The sequence below is a fragment of the Sphingomonas faeni genome, from assembly GCF_030817315.1.
Taxonomy (GTDB): domain Bacteria; phylum Pseudomonadota; class Alphaproteobacteria; order Sphingomonadales; family Sphingomonadaceae; genus Sphingomonas; species Sphingomonas faeni_C.
Window position 1 is genome coordinate 715,535 of sequence record NZ_JAUSZF010000001.1, and the last position, 14,904, is coordinate 730,438.

General features: G+C 65.3%; 17 protein-coding genes. 5 read left to right on the plus strand and 12 right to left on the minus strand.

The genetic code is table 11. The annotated features are described in order from the left end of the window. Positions 1-2: 2 nt before the first annotated feature. The 7 genes from QFZ54_RS03340 to aroQ all read right to left on the minus strand — a co-directional run bounded on the left by QFZ54_RS03340 (position 3) and on the right by aroQ (position 6,768). A complete protein-coding gene (locus QFZ54_RS03340; RefSeq protein ID WP_307084392.1) occupies positions 3-1,340 on the minus strand; it encodes an ABC1 kinase family protein in 1,338 nt (445 codons plus the stop codon). Positions 1,341-1,933: 593 nt separating this feature from the next. Next, a complete protein-coding gene (gene glnA / locus QFZ54_RS03345; protein ID WP_307084394.1) occupies positions 1,934-3,346 on the minus strand; it encodes a type I glutamate--ammonia ligase in 1,413 nt (470 codons plus the stop codon). 143 nt (positions 3,347-3,489) lie between these two features. Further along, complete coding sequence (locus tag QFZ54_RS03350; RefSeq protein WP_055875939.1) at positions 3,490-3,828, minus strand: P-II family nitrogen regulator; 339 nt, start codon at positions 3,826-3,828, stop codon at positions 3,490-3,492. A 181-nt stretch (positions 3,829-4,009) separates the two neighbouring features. Next, positions 4,010-4,345, minus strand: coding sequence for an arsenate reductase family protein (locus QFZ54_RS03355; protein ID WP_307084404.1), 336 nt, complete (start codon positions 4,343-4,345; stop codon positions 4,010-4,012). 133 nt (positions 4,346-4,478) lie between these two features. Then, entirely contained in the window at positions 4,479-5,831 is a 1,353-nt protein-coding gene (gene accC / locus QFZ54_RS03360) for an acetyl-CoA carboxylase biotin carboxylase subunit (protein WP_253072259.1), read from the minus strand. After that, a complete protein-coding gene (accB, locus tag QFZ54_RS03365; RefSeq protein ID WP_307084407.1) occupies positions 5,831-6,319 on the minus strand; it encodes an acetyl-CoA carboxylase biotin carboxyl carrier protein in 489 nt (162 codons plus the stop codon). The genes accC and accB overlap by 1 nt, the downstream gene beginning before the upstream one ends. A 14-nt stretch (positions 6,320-6,333) precedes the next feature. Then, on the minus strand, positions 6,334-6,768 hold the full coding sequence (gene aroQ / locus QFZ54_RS03370) for a type II 3-dehydroquinate dehydratase (RefSeq protein ID WP_307084409.1): 435 nt from the start codon (positions 6,766-6,768) through the stop codon (positions 6,334-6,336). Between the two features lie 132 nt (positions 6,769-6,900). Between aroQ and thiS the strand changes: the two genes are divergently transcribed. The 3 genes from thiS (at position 6,901) to QFZ54_RS03385 (ending at position 9,113) form a co-directional block, all read left to right on the plus strand. Beyond that, positions 6,901-7,893 (plus strand): sulfur carrier protein ThiS, encoded by a 993-nt coding sequence (gene thiS / locus QFZ54_RS03375; protein ID WP_307084412.1) that lies wholly within the window; start codon positions 6,901-6,903, stop codon positions 7,891-7,893. 123 nt (positions 7,894-8,016) lie between these two features. Beyond that, positions 8,017-8,199 carry a CsbD family protein gene (locus QFZ54_RS03380; protein ID WP_307084414.1) on the plus strand — a complete coding sequence of 61 codons (183 nt, stop codon included), beginning with the start codon at positions 8,017-8,019 and terminating at the stop codon, positions 8,197-8,199. Between the two features lie 248 nt (positions 8,200-8,447). Further along, complete coding sequence (locus QFZ54_RS03385) at positions 8,448-9,113, plus strand: HAD-IA family hydrolase (protein ID WP_307084415.1); 666 nt, start codon at positions 8,448-8,450, stop codon at positions 9,111-9,113. Between the two features lie 16 nt (positions 9,114-9,129). Here the strand turns inward: QFZ54_RS03385 and QFZ54_RS03390 are convergent, their stop codons facing one another. The 5 genes from QFZ54_RS03390 to QFZ54_RS03410 all read right to left on the minus strand — a co-directional run bounded on the left by QFZ54_RS03390 (position 9,130) and on the right by QFZ54_RS03410 (position 13,575). Further along, positions 9,130-9,321 carry a hypothetical protein gene (locus QFZ54_RS03390; protein WP_307084417.1) on the minus strand — a complete coding sequence of 64 codons (192 nt, stop codon included), beginning with the start codon at positions 9,319-9,321 and terminating at the stop codon, positions 9,130-9,132. A gap of 89 nt (positions 9,322-9,410) precedes the next feature. Then, on the minus strand, positions 9,411-10,415 hold the full coding sequence (locus QFZ54_RS03395) for an alpha/beta hydrolase (protein WP_307084419.1): 1,005 nt from the start codon (positions 10,413-10,415) through the stop codon (positions 9,411-9,413). A gap of 75 nt (positions 10,416-10,490) precedes the next feature. After that, on the minus strand, positions 10,491-10,916 hold the full coding sequence (locus QFZ54_RS03400) for an MAPEG family protein (protein ID WP_307084421.1): 426 nt from the start codon (positions 10,914-10,916) through the stop codon (positions 10,491-10,493). Positions 10,917-11,115: 199 nt separating this feature from the next. Continuing rightward, positions 11,116-12,177, minus strand: coding sequence for a 1,9-bis(guanidino)-5-aza-nonane synthase (locus QFZ54_RS03405; protein ID WP_307084423.1), 1,062 nt, complete (start codon positions 12,175-12,177; stop codon positions 11,116-11,118). Between the two features lie 162 nt (positions 12,178-12,339). Beyond that, complete coding sequence (locus QFZ54_RS03410; protein ID WP_187502317.1) at positions 12,340-13,575, minus strand: type III PLP-dependent enzyme; 1,236 nt, start codon at positions 13,573-13,575, stop codon at positions 12,340-12,342. A 137-nt stretch (positions 13,576-13,712) separates the two neighbouring features. Between QFZ54_RS03410 and QFZ54_RS03415 the strand changes: the two genes are divergently transcribed. Further along, positions 13,713-14,675, plus strand: a complete 963-nt coding sequence (locus QFZ54_RS03415; protein WP_307084426.1) for a threonine ammonia-lyase — start codon at positions 13,713-13,715, stop codon at positions 14,673-14,675. Beyond that, complete coding sequence (locus QFZ54_RS03420; protein WP_307084428.1) at positions 14,672-14,851, plus strand: hypothetical protein; 180 nt, start codon at positions 14,672-14,674, stop codon at positions 14,849-14,851. Before QFZ54_RS03415 ends, QFZ54_RS03420 begins: the two co-directional genes overlap by 4 nt. Positions 14,852-14,904 lie beyond the last annotated feature (53 nt).

Below are 14,904 nucleotides of genomic sequence, written 5' to 3' on the forward strand. Positions count from 1 at the left end.
CGTCAAGATCGATCGTCCACGCAATAGGCGGCGACCATCGCGCGGACGTCGACCTGCGCCTTCAACCGCGCGGCGAGCAGCGCGGTGCCGCTGATCTTGCGTTGGACGAACAGCGTGTCGATCGGTGGCAGGTGCCACGTATCGCGGTCGCGCGCGATCTCGGTGCCCTGTTCGCGCAGGACCCCGACGAACGCGCGGTCGCCGAAGTCGAACGGACCCGGCTTGGCGAGTTCTGCAAGGATCACGTCGATCATCCGGTCGACCAGCGCGCGGTGTTGCAGCACCGCCGCTTCGCCGAGGAACCCGGCAGCGATGGCGGCCTCGCGCACCGCGTCGCGGTCGCCCGCCAGCGCCGCGGTGAGCAGGCGACGATACCCTTCGCCGGTTTCGGCCGGGAGGGGGCGGGCGGCGCCGAAATCGAGCAGGACCAGCTTCTCGGTCTCGGGCTGCCAGCGATAATTGGCGAAGTTCGGGTCGGTCTGCATCAGCCGCCAGTCGAACAGTTCGCGCAGCACGAGCGAGATCAGGTCGTGCATCACGCGGTCACGGACATCCTGCGGCCCGGTCTCCAGCGTTTCGACCGGTACGCCGGTGACGAAGCTCATCGCGAGGACGCGCGGCGTGGTGAGATCGGAATGGAGAGCGGGGACAACGAACTGCGGCTGATCGGCGAGCAATTCGCCGTAGCGCGCGAGCATCTGCGCCTCGCGGAGGTAATCGGCTTCCTCGTGAAGCTGCTTCTTCGCCTCGTCGAGCAGCGGCGCGATATTGAGCGACTTGGGCAGCATCCCCGACACGCGGAGCAGCGTCGCGACGTTGTCGACATCTGCGTCAATGCTCTCCTTCACGCCGGGATACTGGACCTTGATCGCCAGCTCGGTGCCGTCGGGCAGGCGGGCACGGTGAACCTGGCCGATCGAAGCGGCAGCGACCGGGTGTGCCTGGAAATGCGCGAAGCGGCGACGCCAGTCCTTGCCCCATTCGGCGGCGAGCACGCGGTCGAGCTGCTGCGGCGGCATGTGGTGCGCGTTGTTGCGCAGCCGTGCGAGAATAGTCGCAAGCTCGGGCGGGAGCATGTCGCCGGCATCCATGGAGATCATTTGTCCCAGCTTCATGGCCGCGCCGCGCAGGTGGGAGAGCTGGTCTGCGACGCGGGTGGCGTTGGCGGGGGTGAGGAGGAGGTCACCGATCCTGGGGCGTTCGCCGCTGGCAAGCCGGCGCGCTGCCTCGGCAACGACCCCGCCGGCGACCCCGCCCGCGAGTTTGCCGAAGACGCCAAGGCGGGCGAGGCGGCCGCTCGGGATCGCACGTCCGGCGCTGTTGCCGCTGTCTTCGGTCACGGGTGTTCCTTGGATTTTTTTGGGGGGCTCTTGTTAGGGATATGGGTGGCGGGAGCGGTCGATCAATCGAACCCAGCGAGCGAAGTTAACCGATGCTACCCGTTCTTGTTCTCCCGCGAAGGCGGGAGCCCAGACTGGATCCCCGCCTTCGCGGGGAAACAAGCTCGGCGCGGACGCACTTGGGCCCATACCTTTTCGTCATTCCCAACCCCATCGTCATCCCCGCGCAGGCGGGGATCCATATCCTCGACCGCTCGCGCTTCTATCGCATGGTAAGCCAGTATGGGTTCCCGCCTGCGCGGGAATGACGGAAGGGGGCGCCTGCAACGTGATCCTCCCCTGCAAGGGGAGGTGGCAGCCTCTTGGCTCACGGAGGGGTATCCGCACTTCGTAAAAGGGAGATACCCCTCTGTCCGGCTGCGCCAGCCACCTTCCCCCTGCAGGAGAGGGTTTACGAAAATGGACGCCCGGATTGCTCCGCGCGCCCTCTTTTCACTCAGCGCCGTGGCAAAGCCACGCCGTCGGTCGTCGCTACCCGCGACGCCGGCCGACAGCGGCTGTGCGCTCTCGCGCACCGCTGCCGGCACGGCAGCTCAGCCGCTGTAGTACATGTCATACTCGACTGGGCTCGGCGTCATCTCCCAGCGCGCTACCTCGGCGTGCTTGATCTCGACATAGCTTTCGATTTGGTCCTTCGAGAACACGTCGCCCTTCAGCAGGAAGTCATGATCGGCCAGCAGGCAGTCGAGCGCCTCGCGGAGCGAGCCCGCGACGGTCGGGACCTGTGCGAGCTCTGCCGGGGGCAGGTCGTACAGGTTCTTGTCCATCGCCTCGCCCGGATGGATCTTGTTCAGGATACCGTCCATGCCGGCCATCATCAGCGCTGCATAGGCAAGATAAGGGTTGGCCAGCGCGTCCGGGAAGCGCACTTCGACGCGCTTGGCCTTGGGGCCCGTGCCGTACGGAATACGGCACGATGCCGAGCGGTTGCGCGCCGAGTAAGCGAGCAGAACCGGTGCCTCGTAACCGGGGACGAGGCGCTTGTAGCTGTTGGTCGACGGGTTGGTGAACGCGTTGACCGCCTTGGCATGCTTGATGATGCCGCCGATGAAATACAGGCACATGTCGCTCAGGCCCGCATAGCCGTTGCCGGCGAACAGCGGGGTCTTGCCTTCCCAGATCGAGAAATGCGTGTGCATCCCCGAGCCGTTGTCCTCCTTGATCGGCTTCGGCATGAACGTTGCGGTCTTGCCGTACGCATGGGCGACCTGATGGACGACGTACTTGTAGATCTGCATGCGATCCGCGGTCTGCGTCAGCGTGCCGAACGTCAGGCCCAGCTCATGCTGTGCGGCTGCGACTTCGTGGTGATGCTTGTCGCAAGGCAGGCCCATCTCGATCATCGTCGAGACCATCTCGCCGCGAATGTCGACGGCCGAGTCGACCGGTGCGACCGGGAAATACCCACCCTTGGCACGCGGACGGTGACCGAGATTGCCGCCCTCATATTCGCGCCCCGAATTGCCCGGGAGCTCGATGTCGTCGATCTTGTAATAGCTCGTCGAATAGCTGTTCTCGAAGCGGACGTCGTCGAACATGAAGAATTCGGCTTCGGGGCCGACATACACGGTGTCGCCGACACCGGTGGTCAGCAGATACGCCTCGGCGCGCTTGGCGGTCGAGCGCGGATCGCGTGCGTACAGCTCACCGGTCGACGGATCGGCGATGTCACAGATCAGGATCATCATCGGCGTGGCCGAGAACGGATCGACATAGACCGCGTCGAGATCGGGCTTGAGCGTCATGTCGCTCTCGTTGATCGCCTTCCAGCCCTCGATCGACGAACCGTCGAACATCAGGCCGTCGGTCAGCTCGTCTTCGCCGATCAGGCTCGCGACCATCGTCAGATGCTGCCACTTGCCCTTGGGATCGGTGAACCGCAGATCGACCCACTCGATCTCCTGGTCCTTGATCATATTGAGAACGTCGGAGGCCGAATTCGCCATGATGCTTGCCCTTCGTTTAGGAGATTGCCCACGCGGTGCGGGGGAATCTAATTGCTGTATGGAACTGGATTTCCACACAATGTTGCGCCGCGTCAAATGACGATCTCATCACGCGCCGTCAACGCCGTATGTGTGGCCGGAAGCTAGATTGCGTCGTCGTCGCGCTCGCCGGTGCGGATGCGAAGTGCGCTCTCGACGGGGATGACGAAGATCTTGCCGTCGCCGATCCGGCCGGTCTGCGCGGCCGCGGCGATCGCCTCGACGACGCGCTGCGCGAGCCCGTCCTCGACGACGACCTCGAGCTTCACCTTCGGCAGGAAGTCGACGACGTATTCGGCGCCGCGGTACAGTTCGGTATGGCCCTTCTGCCGGCCGAAGCCCTTGGCCTCGGTCACCGTGATGCCGCTCACGCCGATCTCGTGCAGCGCTTCCTTGACCTCATCCAGCTTGAACGGCTTGATGATGGCTTCGATCTTTTTCACAGGTACGCCCCCGATTGTTGAAACCTTCGCCCTTGCGAGCGAGCCGTCCGCCCTTGCGGGCGCCTTGCACCAAGCGTGCCAGCCGCGGCCCTCTCGGGCAACCACGGAATATCGTCGATCTTGCTGCCTGAAATTGCGGCACGCGGTAGGTGCGTGCGCAATGCAAGGGCAGGGGAAGCGGTCACAGGATCTCGTGCAGCCATGCGATCGGGCGGCCGAGCCGGACGCCCTTGTCGGTCTCGACCAGCGGGCGTTCGATCAGCAGCGGGTCGATCATCATCGCATCGAGGATAGCCTCGGCGTCACCGTGCTTGACCGCCTTCGCCCCATCCTCGGCCATGCGGAGACCCTGGCGCGGTGTCATGCCCGCGCGGTCGTAAAGGCGGACCAGCTCGGACCGGGACGGCGGGTTCTTCAGATATTCGACGATCGTGACGTCCGCCCCCACCTCTTGCAGCAAGGCGAGCGCCTCGCGGGACTTGGAGCAACGCGGGTTGTGGTAGATCGTCGCCTTCACGAATGCTCCGTCAAAACTCCCCTCCCTTGAAGGGAGGGGCAGGGGGTGGGTCGGTTTCGAGGGAACGTCCGGCCAGCCCCACGGCCGACCCAACCCCCGCCCCTCCCTTCCAGGGAGGGGGGACGTCAGACGGCTAAGCCCCCTGCTTGGCCAACCACTCTTCCAGCCACTTGATCGTATACGCGCCTTCCTGGAACTCAGGATCGTCGAGCAGAGCACGGTGCAGCGGGATCGTCGTCGTGACGCCCTCGATCACCATCTCCTCCAGCGCCCGCCGCAACCGCCGCAACGCACCCTGCCGAGTCGTCCCGTAGACGATCAGCTTGGCGATCATCGAGTCGTAGTAAGGCGGCACGCGATACCCGGCGTACAGCCCGCTATCGACGCGGACATGCATCCCGCCCGGCGCATGATACACCTTCACCAGCCCCGGCGACGGCGCGAACGTGCGTGGGTCCTCGGCGTTGATCCGGCACTCGATCGCATGCCCGCGGAACTGCACGTCTTCCTGCCGCAACGTCAGCGGATGGCCTTCCGCAACACGGATCTGCTCGCGAACCAGATCCAGCCCGGTGATCATCTCGGTCACGGGATGCTCGACCTGGAGCCGGGTGTTCATCTCGATAAAGTAGAATTCGCCCGCTTCCCACAGGAACTCGATCGTCCCCGCGCCGCGATAGCCCATGTCGGCCATCGCCTTAGCGACGATCCCGCCCATCCGCTCGCGTTCTTCGGCGGTGATGATCGGCGAGGGCGCTTCCTCGAGCACCTTCTGGTGGCGGCGCTGCAACGAGCAGTCGCGCTCGCCCAAGTGGATCGCGTTGCCGTTGCCGTCGCCGAAGATCTGGAATTCGATATGCCGCGGATTGCCGAGGTATTTTTCCATGTAGACGGTGGCGTCGCCGAACGCGGCCTTCGCCTCGCTGCCGGCCTGCTGCATCTGCGTCTCGAGATCGTCGGCATCGTTGACGACCTTCATCCCGCGACCGCCGCCGCCCGATGCCGCCTTGATGATCACCGGATAGCCGATGTCCTCGGCGATCCGCTTGGCCTCGGCGATGTCGCTGATCGCGCCGTCCGAGCCGGGGACGAGCGGCAACCCGAGTGCGCCCGCGGTGCGCTTGGCCTGGACCTTGTCGCCCATCGTGCGGATGTGTTCGGGCTTGGGACCGACGAACAGGATGTTGTGCAGCTCGACGATCTCGGCGAACTGCGCGTTCTCGCTGAGAAAGCCGTAGCCCGGATGGATCGCGTCCGCGCCCGAGATCTCGGCGGCCGAGATGATGTTCGGGATGTTAAGATAGCTGTCGGCGGCGGACGGCGGTCCGATGCAGATCGCCTCGTCGGCGAGCCGCACGTGCATCGCGTCGGCGTCGGCGGTCGAGTGCACCGCGACCGTCTTGATGCCCATCTCGTGGCAGGCACGGTGAATCCGCAGCGCGATCTCGCCGCGATTCGCAATGAGCAGCTTCTTGATTTGCGGCATTATTCCACCACGACCAGCGGCTGGTCGAACTCGACCGGCTGGCCGTTCTCGACCAGGATCGCGGTCACGGTGCCAGCCGATGGCGCGACGATCGTGTTCATCACCTTCATCGCCTCGATGATCAGCAGCGTGTCGCCGGCAGCGACCTTCTGGCCGACCGTCGAGAACGGCTTCGCCTCGGGGTTGGCGGCGAGATAGACGGTGCCGACCATCGGCGACTTGACCGCGCTTGCGCTGATCGCGGGAGCGGACGCGCCGACCTCGGCCTGCGGGATCGACAGCGGCGCCGAGACGGGGGCCGGAGCGGGCGACGGCGCGTAGTGCGCGACGGGTGCGGCCTGGGCGGCCTTGCGCGCGACGCGAATCCGGCGCGAACCGTCCTCGACTTCGATCTCGGTCAGCTGCGTGGTGTCGAGCAGTTCGGCGAGCTGGCGCACCAGGGTCACGTCGACCTGCATCGCACCGGTGTTTTCTGTATTGTCGGTCATGGCGGGGCCTCCTGTCAGAACCGTGCGACGGCTTCAAGCGCGAGCAGATACGAAAGCGCGCCGAAACCCGCGATCGTTCCCTTCGCCGCCTGCCCGACCAGGCTCACATGCCTGAACGATTCGCGTGAATGGGGGTTGGAAAGATGCACTTCGATCACCGGCGTCTTCACGCCCTTGATCGCGTCGTGCACCGCGACCGAAGTATGCGTGAAAGCACCGGCGTTGAGGATGACGGCCTTGGCACCGCGCGCCTGCGCCTCCTGGATCCAGTCGACGAGGTGCCCCTCGTGATTCGACTGGCGCATGTCGATCTCCAGGTCGAGCTCGCGGGCGCGGTCTTCCAGCATACCGGCGATATCGTCGAGCGTCTCGTCGCCATAGATTTCCGGCTCGCGCGTTCCCAGCAGGTTGAGGTTGGGGCCGTTCAGGACGAATATCGTATCGGGCAAGGGTGGCCTTTCGGTTACGGGTCGGTTGCGGGCGCTGTGGTGCGGCCTCTATATGCGCGTCACGCCATTCCTTACAGGCCCGTCTCGCGACAAGTCGAGCCGCGCCTTTGCAGTATAGTGGATCACACACCCATGCCCCATTCCGATGGCACCGTCTCGATCACCGTCAACGGCGAGCACAAGCGCGTCTCCGCCGGACTTTCGCTGGCAGGACTTGCGACCGAACTCGGCCTCGTGCCCGAGAAGATCGCGGTCGAGCGGAACTTCGAGGTCGTGCCGCGCTCGACGCTGGCCGACGTGATGGTGGAGGACGGCGACGACCTCGAGATCGTGCATTTCGTCGGTGGCGGCGACCACGAGGATAGCTGGACGGTCGCTGGGCAGACGTTCAAGTCGCGGCTGATAGTCGGCACCGGCAAGTACAAGGATTTCGCGCAGAATGCCGCCGCAGTCGAGGCATCCGGCGCAGAGATCGTCACCGTCGCTGTCCGCCGCGTCAACGTGTCGGATCGCAACGCGCCGATGCTGACCGACTTCATCGACCCGAAGAAGATCACCTACCTCCCCAACACCGCTGGCTGCTTCGATGCCGAATCGGCGATTCGCACGCTGCGACTGGCGCGCGAGGCTGGTGGCTGGGAGCTGGTGAAGCTCGAAGTGCTCGGCGAGGCGAAGACGCTGTATCCGGACATGGTCGAGACATTGCGCGCGACCGAGATCCTCGCCAACGAGGGTTTCAAGCCGATGGTCTATTGCGTGGACGATCCGATCGCCACCAAGCGGCTGGAGAATGCCGGCGCGGTCGCGATCATGCCACTCGGCGCACCGATCGGCTCGGGCCTCGGCATCCAGAACCGCGTGACGATCCGGCTCATCGTCGAGGGGGCAGGGGTGCCCGTGCTGGTCGATGCGGGCGTCGGCACCGCGTCGGATGCGGCGGTAGCGATGGAGCTCGGGTGCGACGGCGTGCTGATGAACACCGCGATCGCAGAGGCAAAGGATCCGCTGATGATGGCGGCGGCGATGAAGGCCGCGGTCGAATCGGGGCGGCTCGCCTATCGCGCCGGGCGGATGGGGCAACGCCGCTATGCCGACCCGTCAAGCCCGCTGGCGGGGCTGATCTGACCCGCCTGATCGCAAACCCGGTCATGACGCAAACGTCACGGAACCCACGGTAAAGACAGCCGTTATACCTTCGCAAGATCAAGCGGCCCGGCAGTCGGGTTCGCATAGACAATGGAGGCCTTCATGGGCGAGTTCACCGATAAGGTTGCAGCAGCCGGCAACAAGGTCGCAGGCAACGTCAAGGAAGCCGTCGGCAAGGCAACCGACAACGACCGGTTGGTAGCCGAAGGCGAGGCGCAGCAGACCAAGGGTACTGCGCAGAACGTCAAGGGTAGCGTCAAGGGCGCGCTCGGCGACGACATCTAAGCTTTCGCTTGATGTGAGAATACAGGCCGCTTCGGGAAACCGAAGCGGCCTTTTCTTTGCGTAACGGGTTCAGGTCACTGCTACCACCTCACACCATCGTCATCCCCGCGCAGGCGGGGACCCATAATCTATACGATCTCGATCGACCTCCACCGTCAGCCCATATGGGTTCCCGCCTCCGCGGGAATGACGAGTGATTGGAGTAAGCGACCTTGCTCCCCAACCCAAACCCCATCACGAGCGCCCACATGACCCTCCCCACCCGCAGCTACGCCGCGTTCCTGTTCGACATGGACGGCACGATCCTCACCTCGATTGCCTCCGCCGAGCGCACCTGGACTAAGTGGGCGATCGCGCACGGCCTCGACGCCGCGACGTTCGTGCCGACGATCCACGGCGTACAGTCGGTCGAGACGGTCCGACGCCTGAACCTCCCCGGCGTCGACCCAGTCGCCGAAGCCGCCGCGATCACTGCTGCCGAGATGGTGGATGTGGACGACATCGATCCGATCGCCGGTGCAGCCGCGTTCCTCGCCAGCCTGCCACCCGAACGCTGGACGATCGTGACTTCGGCCCCGCGCGCGCTCGCCGAAGTCCGCCTCAGGGCAGCGGGCCTGCCGATCCCCGCAACGATGATCGCCGCGGACGACATCCCCAACGGCAAGCCCGCCCCCGACTGTTTCCTGGTCGCCGCCGAACGGCTCGGCGTCGCCGCAGGCGATTGCCTGGTGTTCGAGGATGCGGCCGCCGGCATCGCCGCGGGCGAAGCCGCTGGCGCTGACGTGCTCGTCATCACGGCGACGCATCGGCCAGGGCACGGCGTTCGCGGTCTCCATCCGCACGTGCCGAACTATCTCGGTATTTCAACCACCCTCGGGTCGGACGGAACCCTGACGCTCGTCACGACCGCCTGAGGCTACCAGTATCCACTCACTCCGGCCGGCTACCAGCAGCGTTCGCAACGCGAGCGATCAGTTCGTTCAGCGCGGCTTCGTCTAGACGTCCGGCCGTCCGCAATGCGGCTTCCGGCGTCATCGCGATCACGCAGCCATTGGGGCCGTCGATGATGACCTCCCCGTTTTCGTGAAACACATTGCGTGGTTCGGCAAAGGGCAATGTCATCGCAAGTCTCCCGTCGCGGGATCAACGCGTCGTCAGGCCGCAAGCTCCCTGTAACCCGGCAAGCTCTGCCGAGCATCGCGCCAAAGCCATCAGCCGGAAACGAGTTCGCCCATCCATCGGTCGAACAGCTGCGGCCACAAAGACCCCGGCGAACGCGGCGACAGGCGCGTGCCGAAGCCGTGGCCGCCATGTTGCAGGAAGTGCGCTTCGGCCGGGATACCGGCGCGGCGTGCGGCGGCGAGCGTGTCGACGCTGTTGGCGACCGGAACGGTGTTGTCGTCCTCGGCATGGACGAGGAACAAGGGTGGAGCGCCGGCCTTGAGCTGGCGGTCGATCGCATAGCGCGCCTGCACCACGGGCAGCGGGTCGGGCCCGAGCAGGTTCGCGCGCGACCCACCATGGCTGCGGCCCGGATCCATGTTCGAAACCGCATACATGAGTCCGGCCCAGGCGGGACGGGCGGAATGGCGATCGGCCGCGTCGACGGTCCGGTAGGCCTTGTAGTCGGGCAATATTGTCAACGACCCTGCCAGGTGTCCGCCAGCCGAGAAGCCGAGCACGCCAAGCTTCTCCGCCCTGATCCCATAGCTGCGTGCGTTGGCGCGGATCAGCCGCATTGCCCGCTGAGCGTCGGCCAGCGGTACATCGGCGCGATCCGCCCAACCTTCGCCCGGCAAGCGATAGCTCAGCACGAACGCGGTGATCCCGAACGCGTTCAGTGCGTGCGCGACGTCGATGCCCTCGTTGCGCAGCGACGTGATCGAATAGCCGCCGCCGGGCACGATCAGCACCGCGCGGCCGTCGGGACGTGCAGACCGGAACACGCCGACCTCGGGGCGCACCACGCCGCGCATCTGGAAATCGCGATAGCCGTCGGGGTATCGCGGCATGCGGGGTTGCGGGACCGGCAACGGGTTCGGCGCGCCCTGCGGAATACCGGGCCACAGCGCGAATCGCTCGGCCGGCGGCCACATCGGCAAATCCGTTGCGCGAGGCTGGCCAGCGGTCGATTGCGCACCTGTCCGCGCGAACGCCGGTAGCGTCAGCCCAGCGGCGAGGGGAAGGGTGAGGAGCGAGCGGCGGTCGAAGGTCATGCCGGATTTCTAGACGATCGATCGGCGCCGGGGGAGGGGCGTATGACGCGAACGGCGATTATTCGCATCGACACCTCAAAACACCGCCAAAGCCGCGTGCAGCGTGAGCGCGGCGAGCATCACGCTCGAGAGCATGAAGAACAGGAAGCGGATGCGGACGCGATTACTGGTCGCCTGCGCCAGGCTGTGAGCGATCCGCAGCCCGACATAGGCCCACGCGATCCACGCGTTGACGCCGTTGCCCGTGCCGCTGAGCGCGAGCACGGCGCATACCGCGTAGAACAGCGTCGGCTGTTCCATCAGATGATTGTAGTTGTGCGCCTTCCACTGCGCCTGAGGCGGCAACGACCGGTCGGCATCGGAGGCCTTGGTCCCGACGAGCGTACCCATGTCGACGCCCGCCGCCTTCATCGCCGGTAGCCGGGTGACGAGCATCCAGCCCAGCATCACGAGCGTCCACGCGATGAGGACGACCATCGGTCGCAGGATCTCGCTATGCATGAAAAAGCCTCCCCCGGTTACCCGGAGGAGGCTGCATCAATTGCCCGGAAGGGGCAACGCTATCTCTGATCCTCCCCCGCCAGCGGGAGGTGGCAGGCACTTGCCTGGCGGAGGGGGAGGAAAGGGCAAACCGGTTGTATCGCCGCCCCCCTCCGTCGCTTCGCGCCACCTCCCCCTAGCGGGGGAGGATCAGCCAGCCTCAGGCCTTGTCGAAGCTCGCGCCCCACTTGCGGACCGGACGGTCCTTCCAGAGCCCACGATGATACGCGTCAGACGCCAGCAACGGCATCACCGAACCGGCTTCGGCGAACACCATCTGCTCGATGCCCGTGTTCACCTTGCCCCACGAAGCCGCTTCCTGCAGCGTCGACGACGAGCACGCACCGTCGCGCACGTCGGCAACGGTGATCTGCACCGCGTACTTGTGCACCTGGACGTCGTCGTGCCCGAGGATCTCGGCGCAAACCACGGTGTCCTGGATGAAGTTCTTCGGCACGCCGCCGCCGATCATCAGCAGCCCGGTGGTGCCCGCCTTGATCTTGATCTCGGTCAGCTCGCGGAAGTCGGCGATCGCGTCGAGGACCATGTACGGCTTGCCCGCCTTCACCGCGTCGACCTGGTGCTTGACCAGACCGAAGCCTGCCGACGAGTCGACGAACGCCGGGCAGAAAATCGGCACGTCATGCTCGTAGGCGAGCTTGACGAGGCTGTTCTCCTTCTTGCCGTGCTCGACGAGATACTTGCCCATCTCGCGGATGAACTCGCGGCTCGAATAGGCGCGCGGCTCGAGCGTCTCGGCGATCTCGAAGATCGTGTGGTCGACGTGCTGGAGTTCTTCCTCGTCGATGTACGTGTCGTAGATCCGGTCGATCATCAGCGAGCGCAGCACGTCGTCGTGCGGCACTTCGAGCGCCTGGTAATGCTTATGGCCGAGGCCCTCGAAGAAATCCATGTCGACGATCGTCGCGCCGGTCGCGACGATGCCGTCGATCATGTTGTTGCGCAGCAGCTCGGCATACAGGTCCATGCAACCGCCGGCCGAGGTCGAGCCCGCGATCACGAGGAAGATCGTGCAGTCCTTGTCGGCCAGCATCTGGTTGTAGATGTCGGTCGCACGGCCGAGGTCGCGGCTGGTGAACGACATCTTCTTCATCGCGTCGACGATCGGCCGCGCGTCGAAGCTCTTGATGTCGATATGCTCGACGGTGGTGGAAAGGAGTTCCGCCTTGCGCTGCGCGTCGATGCGGGTGTCTTCGGTCATGTCTAATTTCTCCTGATCCCCCCTCCCGCCTGCGGGAGGGGGCTAGGGGGTGGGCGCCCGCTCGCCGCGAACGCTCCGGATGTGGAAAACGCGCGCCCAACCCTCGGTCCCCTCCCGCGAGCGGGAGGGGAAGACGAAGAGCGAGCGATTACTTGGTGTTGATTACAGCTTGACGACGTTCGACGCGAGGTCCTGAAACCGCTCGTCATACAGCGAGACCATCGGCTCATCCGTAACGATCACCGTCTCGTCCGATCCGAACCCGTTGAACGCGGTCCGCATCGCCGAGCCGTACGCGCCCAGCATGCCGATCTCGATATAGTCACCCGCCTGCGTGTCCGCCGGCAGCATGAACGGGCCGACCATATAGTCCATGTCGTCGCACGTCGGACCATAGAAGCTGAACTCCATGTCCTTCGCGCGGCTGTCCGGCTCGCGGAGCAACTCGGTCGGGAAACGCCAGCCGATATGCGCCGCATCGAACAGTGCGCCATACGCGCCGTCGTTGATGTACAGCTCGGTCCCGCGACGCTTTTCGACGCGCACGATGATCGACGAATATTCCGCGCACAATGCCCGGCCCGGCTCGCACCACAGCTCGGACGAATAGCTGACGGGCAGCGATTCGAACGCGCGATGGATCGTCTCGAAGAAATGCTCGAGCGGGGGGGGCTCCATGCCGGGATACGACGACGGAAAGCCGCCGCCGACGTCGATCACGTCGACCGTGACCGCCGCCTCGACGATCGCCGCGCGGACGCGCTCCATCGCGTTCGAATAGGCCTCCGGGGTCATCGCCTGCGAACCGACATGGAAGCAGATGCCTAGCGCGTCCGCAGCCTGGCGGGCCGCGAACAGCAGCTCCTTGGCTTCATGCGGCGCTGCACCGAACTTCGACGCCAGCGACAGCTTCGAATGCTCCGACGACACGCGCAAACGCACGCACAACGTCAGGTCGGTGGCTTCGCGGGTGGCACGAACGACCTTGTCCAGCTCTTCCAGGCTGTCGAGGCTGAAGGTGCGGACGCCATGCGTGAAATACGCCTCGGCGATCGCTTCCTCGGCCTTGACCGGGTGCATGAAGCAGAGCGTAGCCTCAGGGAGCGTCCGTGCGACCAGGCGCACCTCGGCGATTGACGCCACGTCGTAATGCGTGATGCCGTTGTCCCACAGGATCTGCAGGAGCTCGGGAGACGGGTTCGCCTTGACCGCATACATCGAGCGACCCGGGAACTTCTCGACGAAGAACCGAGCGGCGCGCGCAGCAGCGTGCGGACGAACGAGCGTTACCGGGTTGACCGGGCGCCCTTTAGCGATGTCGATGCCGCTCCCGATGCGGGAGGTGTCGGCGGTCGAATGGGCTTTCGCTAACCCCAGCGCGATATGATGCTTGACCAATTCAAGGGACCTCCAATGTCCTGAGACAAATTACGAAAACACTGCCTTGCGGTTGGAAGTCCCATGGGGCAGCGGAAGCGCGATCTACGGTCGCTTGCCCCCCATGTAAATAGGGTTGGGCGCATAGGAGCCAGTGTGTGACGATTTTGCGACAGCCAACGCGGGCGGGGGTACGGGACGCCGCGGAAAAGATCGCGCGGATCCTGCCGCCGACGCCGCTCTTTTTGAGCGAAATCAAAGGTGTGCCGGTCGCGTTCAAGGCCGAATCGTTGCAACCGATCGGCGCCTTCAAGATTCGCGGTGCATGGCATCGGCTCACCGCATTGGACGAAGCCGCGCGGAAAAAAGGCGTGGTCGCGTTTTCCTCGGGCAATCACGCGCAGGGCGTTGCCTGGGCAGCCAAGCGGCTCGGCATCTCGGCAACGATCGTGATGCCCTCGGATGCGCCTCGACTCAAACGCGAATCGACGCTCGCGCTGGGAGCGGAGGTGGTCACCTACGACCGCGCAACCGAAAGCCGCGAGGCGATCGCTGCCGGACTGGCCGAAGCACGGGGTGCGACACTGGTGCCGAGCTTCGACGATCCGTGGATCATCGAGGGGCAGGGGAGCGCCGGGATCGAGGCCGCAACGCAGATGGCGGAGCTGGGCATGGGCACCCCCAGCCGCGTGATAATCCCGTGCGGCGGTGGCGGCCTCTCGGCAGGCATCGCGCTGGCCTTGAAGGACAGCGCGATCACCGTCGTCGAACCCGAAGGCTGGGACGACATGCGCCGCTCGCTCGAGGCCTCCTGGATCGAACCCGTCGGCCCCAACCCGCCGCCAACCGCGTGTGATTCGCTCCAGACGTTACGCGTGTCGCCACTGACCTTCGACGTCCTCTCCCGCCGCGACGCGACTGGCGTTGCTGTCAGCGAGCCGGAGATCGCCGCTGCTCAACGCTGGGCCGCGGAGAAACTGCGTCTGGTGATCGAACCCGGCGGCGCGGTCGGGCTGGCCGCGGTGCTCGCCGGCAAGGTAAAGCTGGAACCCGGCCTGCTCGTCATCCTCTCCGGCGGCAACGTCGACCTCGCCGCGTACGCAAAGGCAATGGCCGCATGAACCCTGCACTGACCTCGATCGCCGCCGCGGCGCCCGCCATCGCCATGCTGGGAATGTTCGCGTGCCTGATCGGCGGAGTAGCGCTGATCGTGAAGAAGCAGGACACGAAAAAAGGCGTGCTGATGCTGGTAATGGCCGCCGTTTTGCTAGCCAACGTAGCGATCTGGACACTCTAACTCCCTCGCCCCTGCAGGGAGAGGGAAGGGGCCCGCCGCGCTTGCGGTGGGAA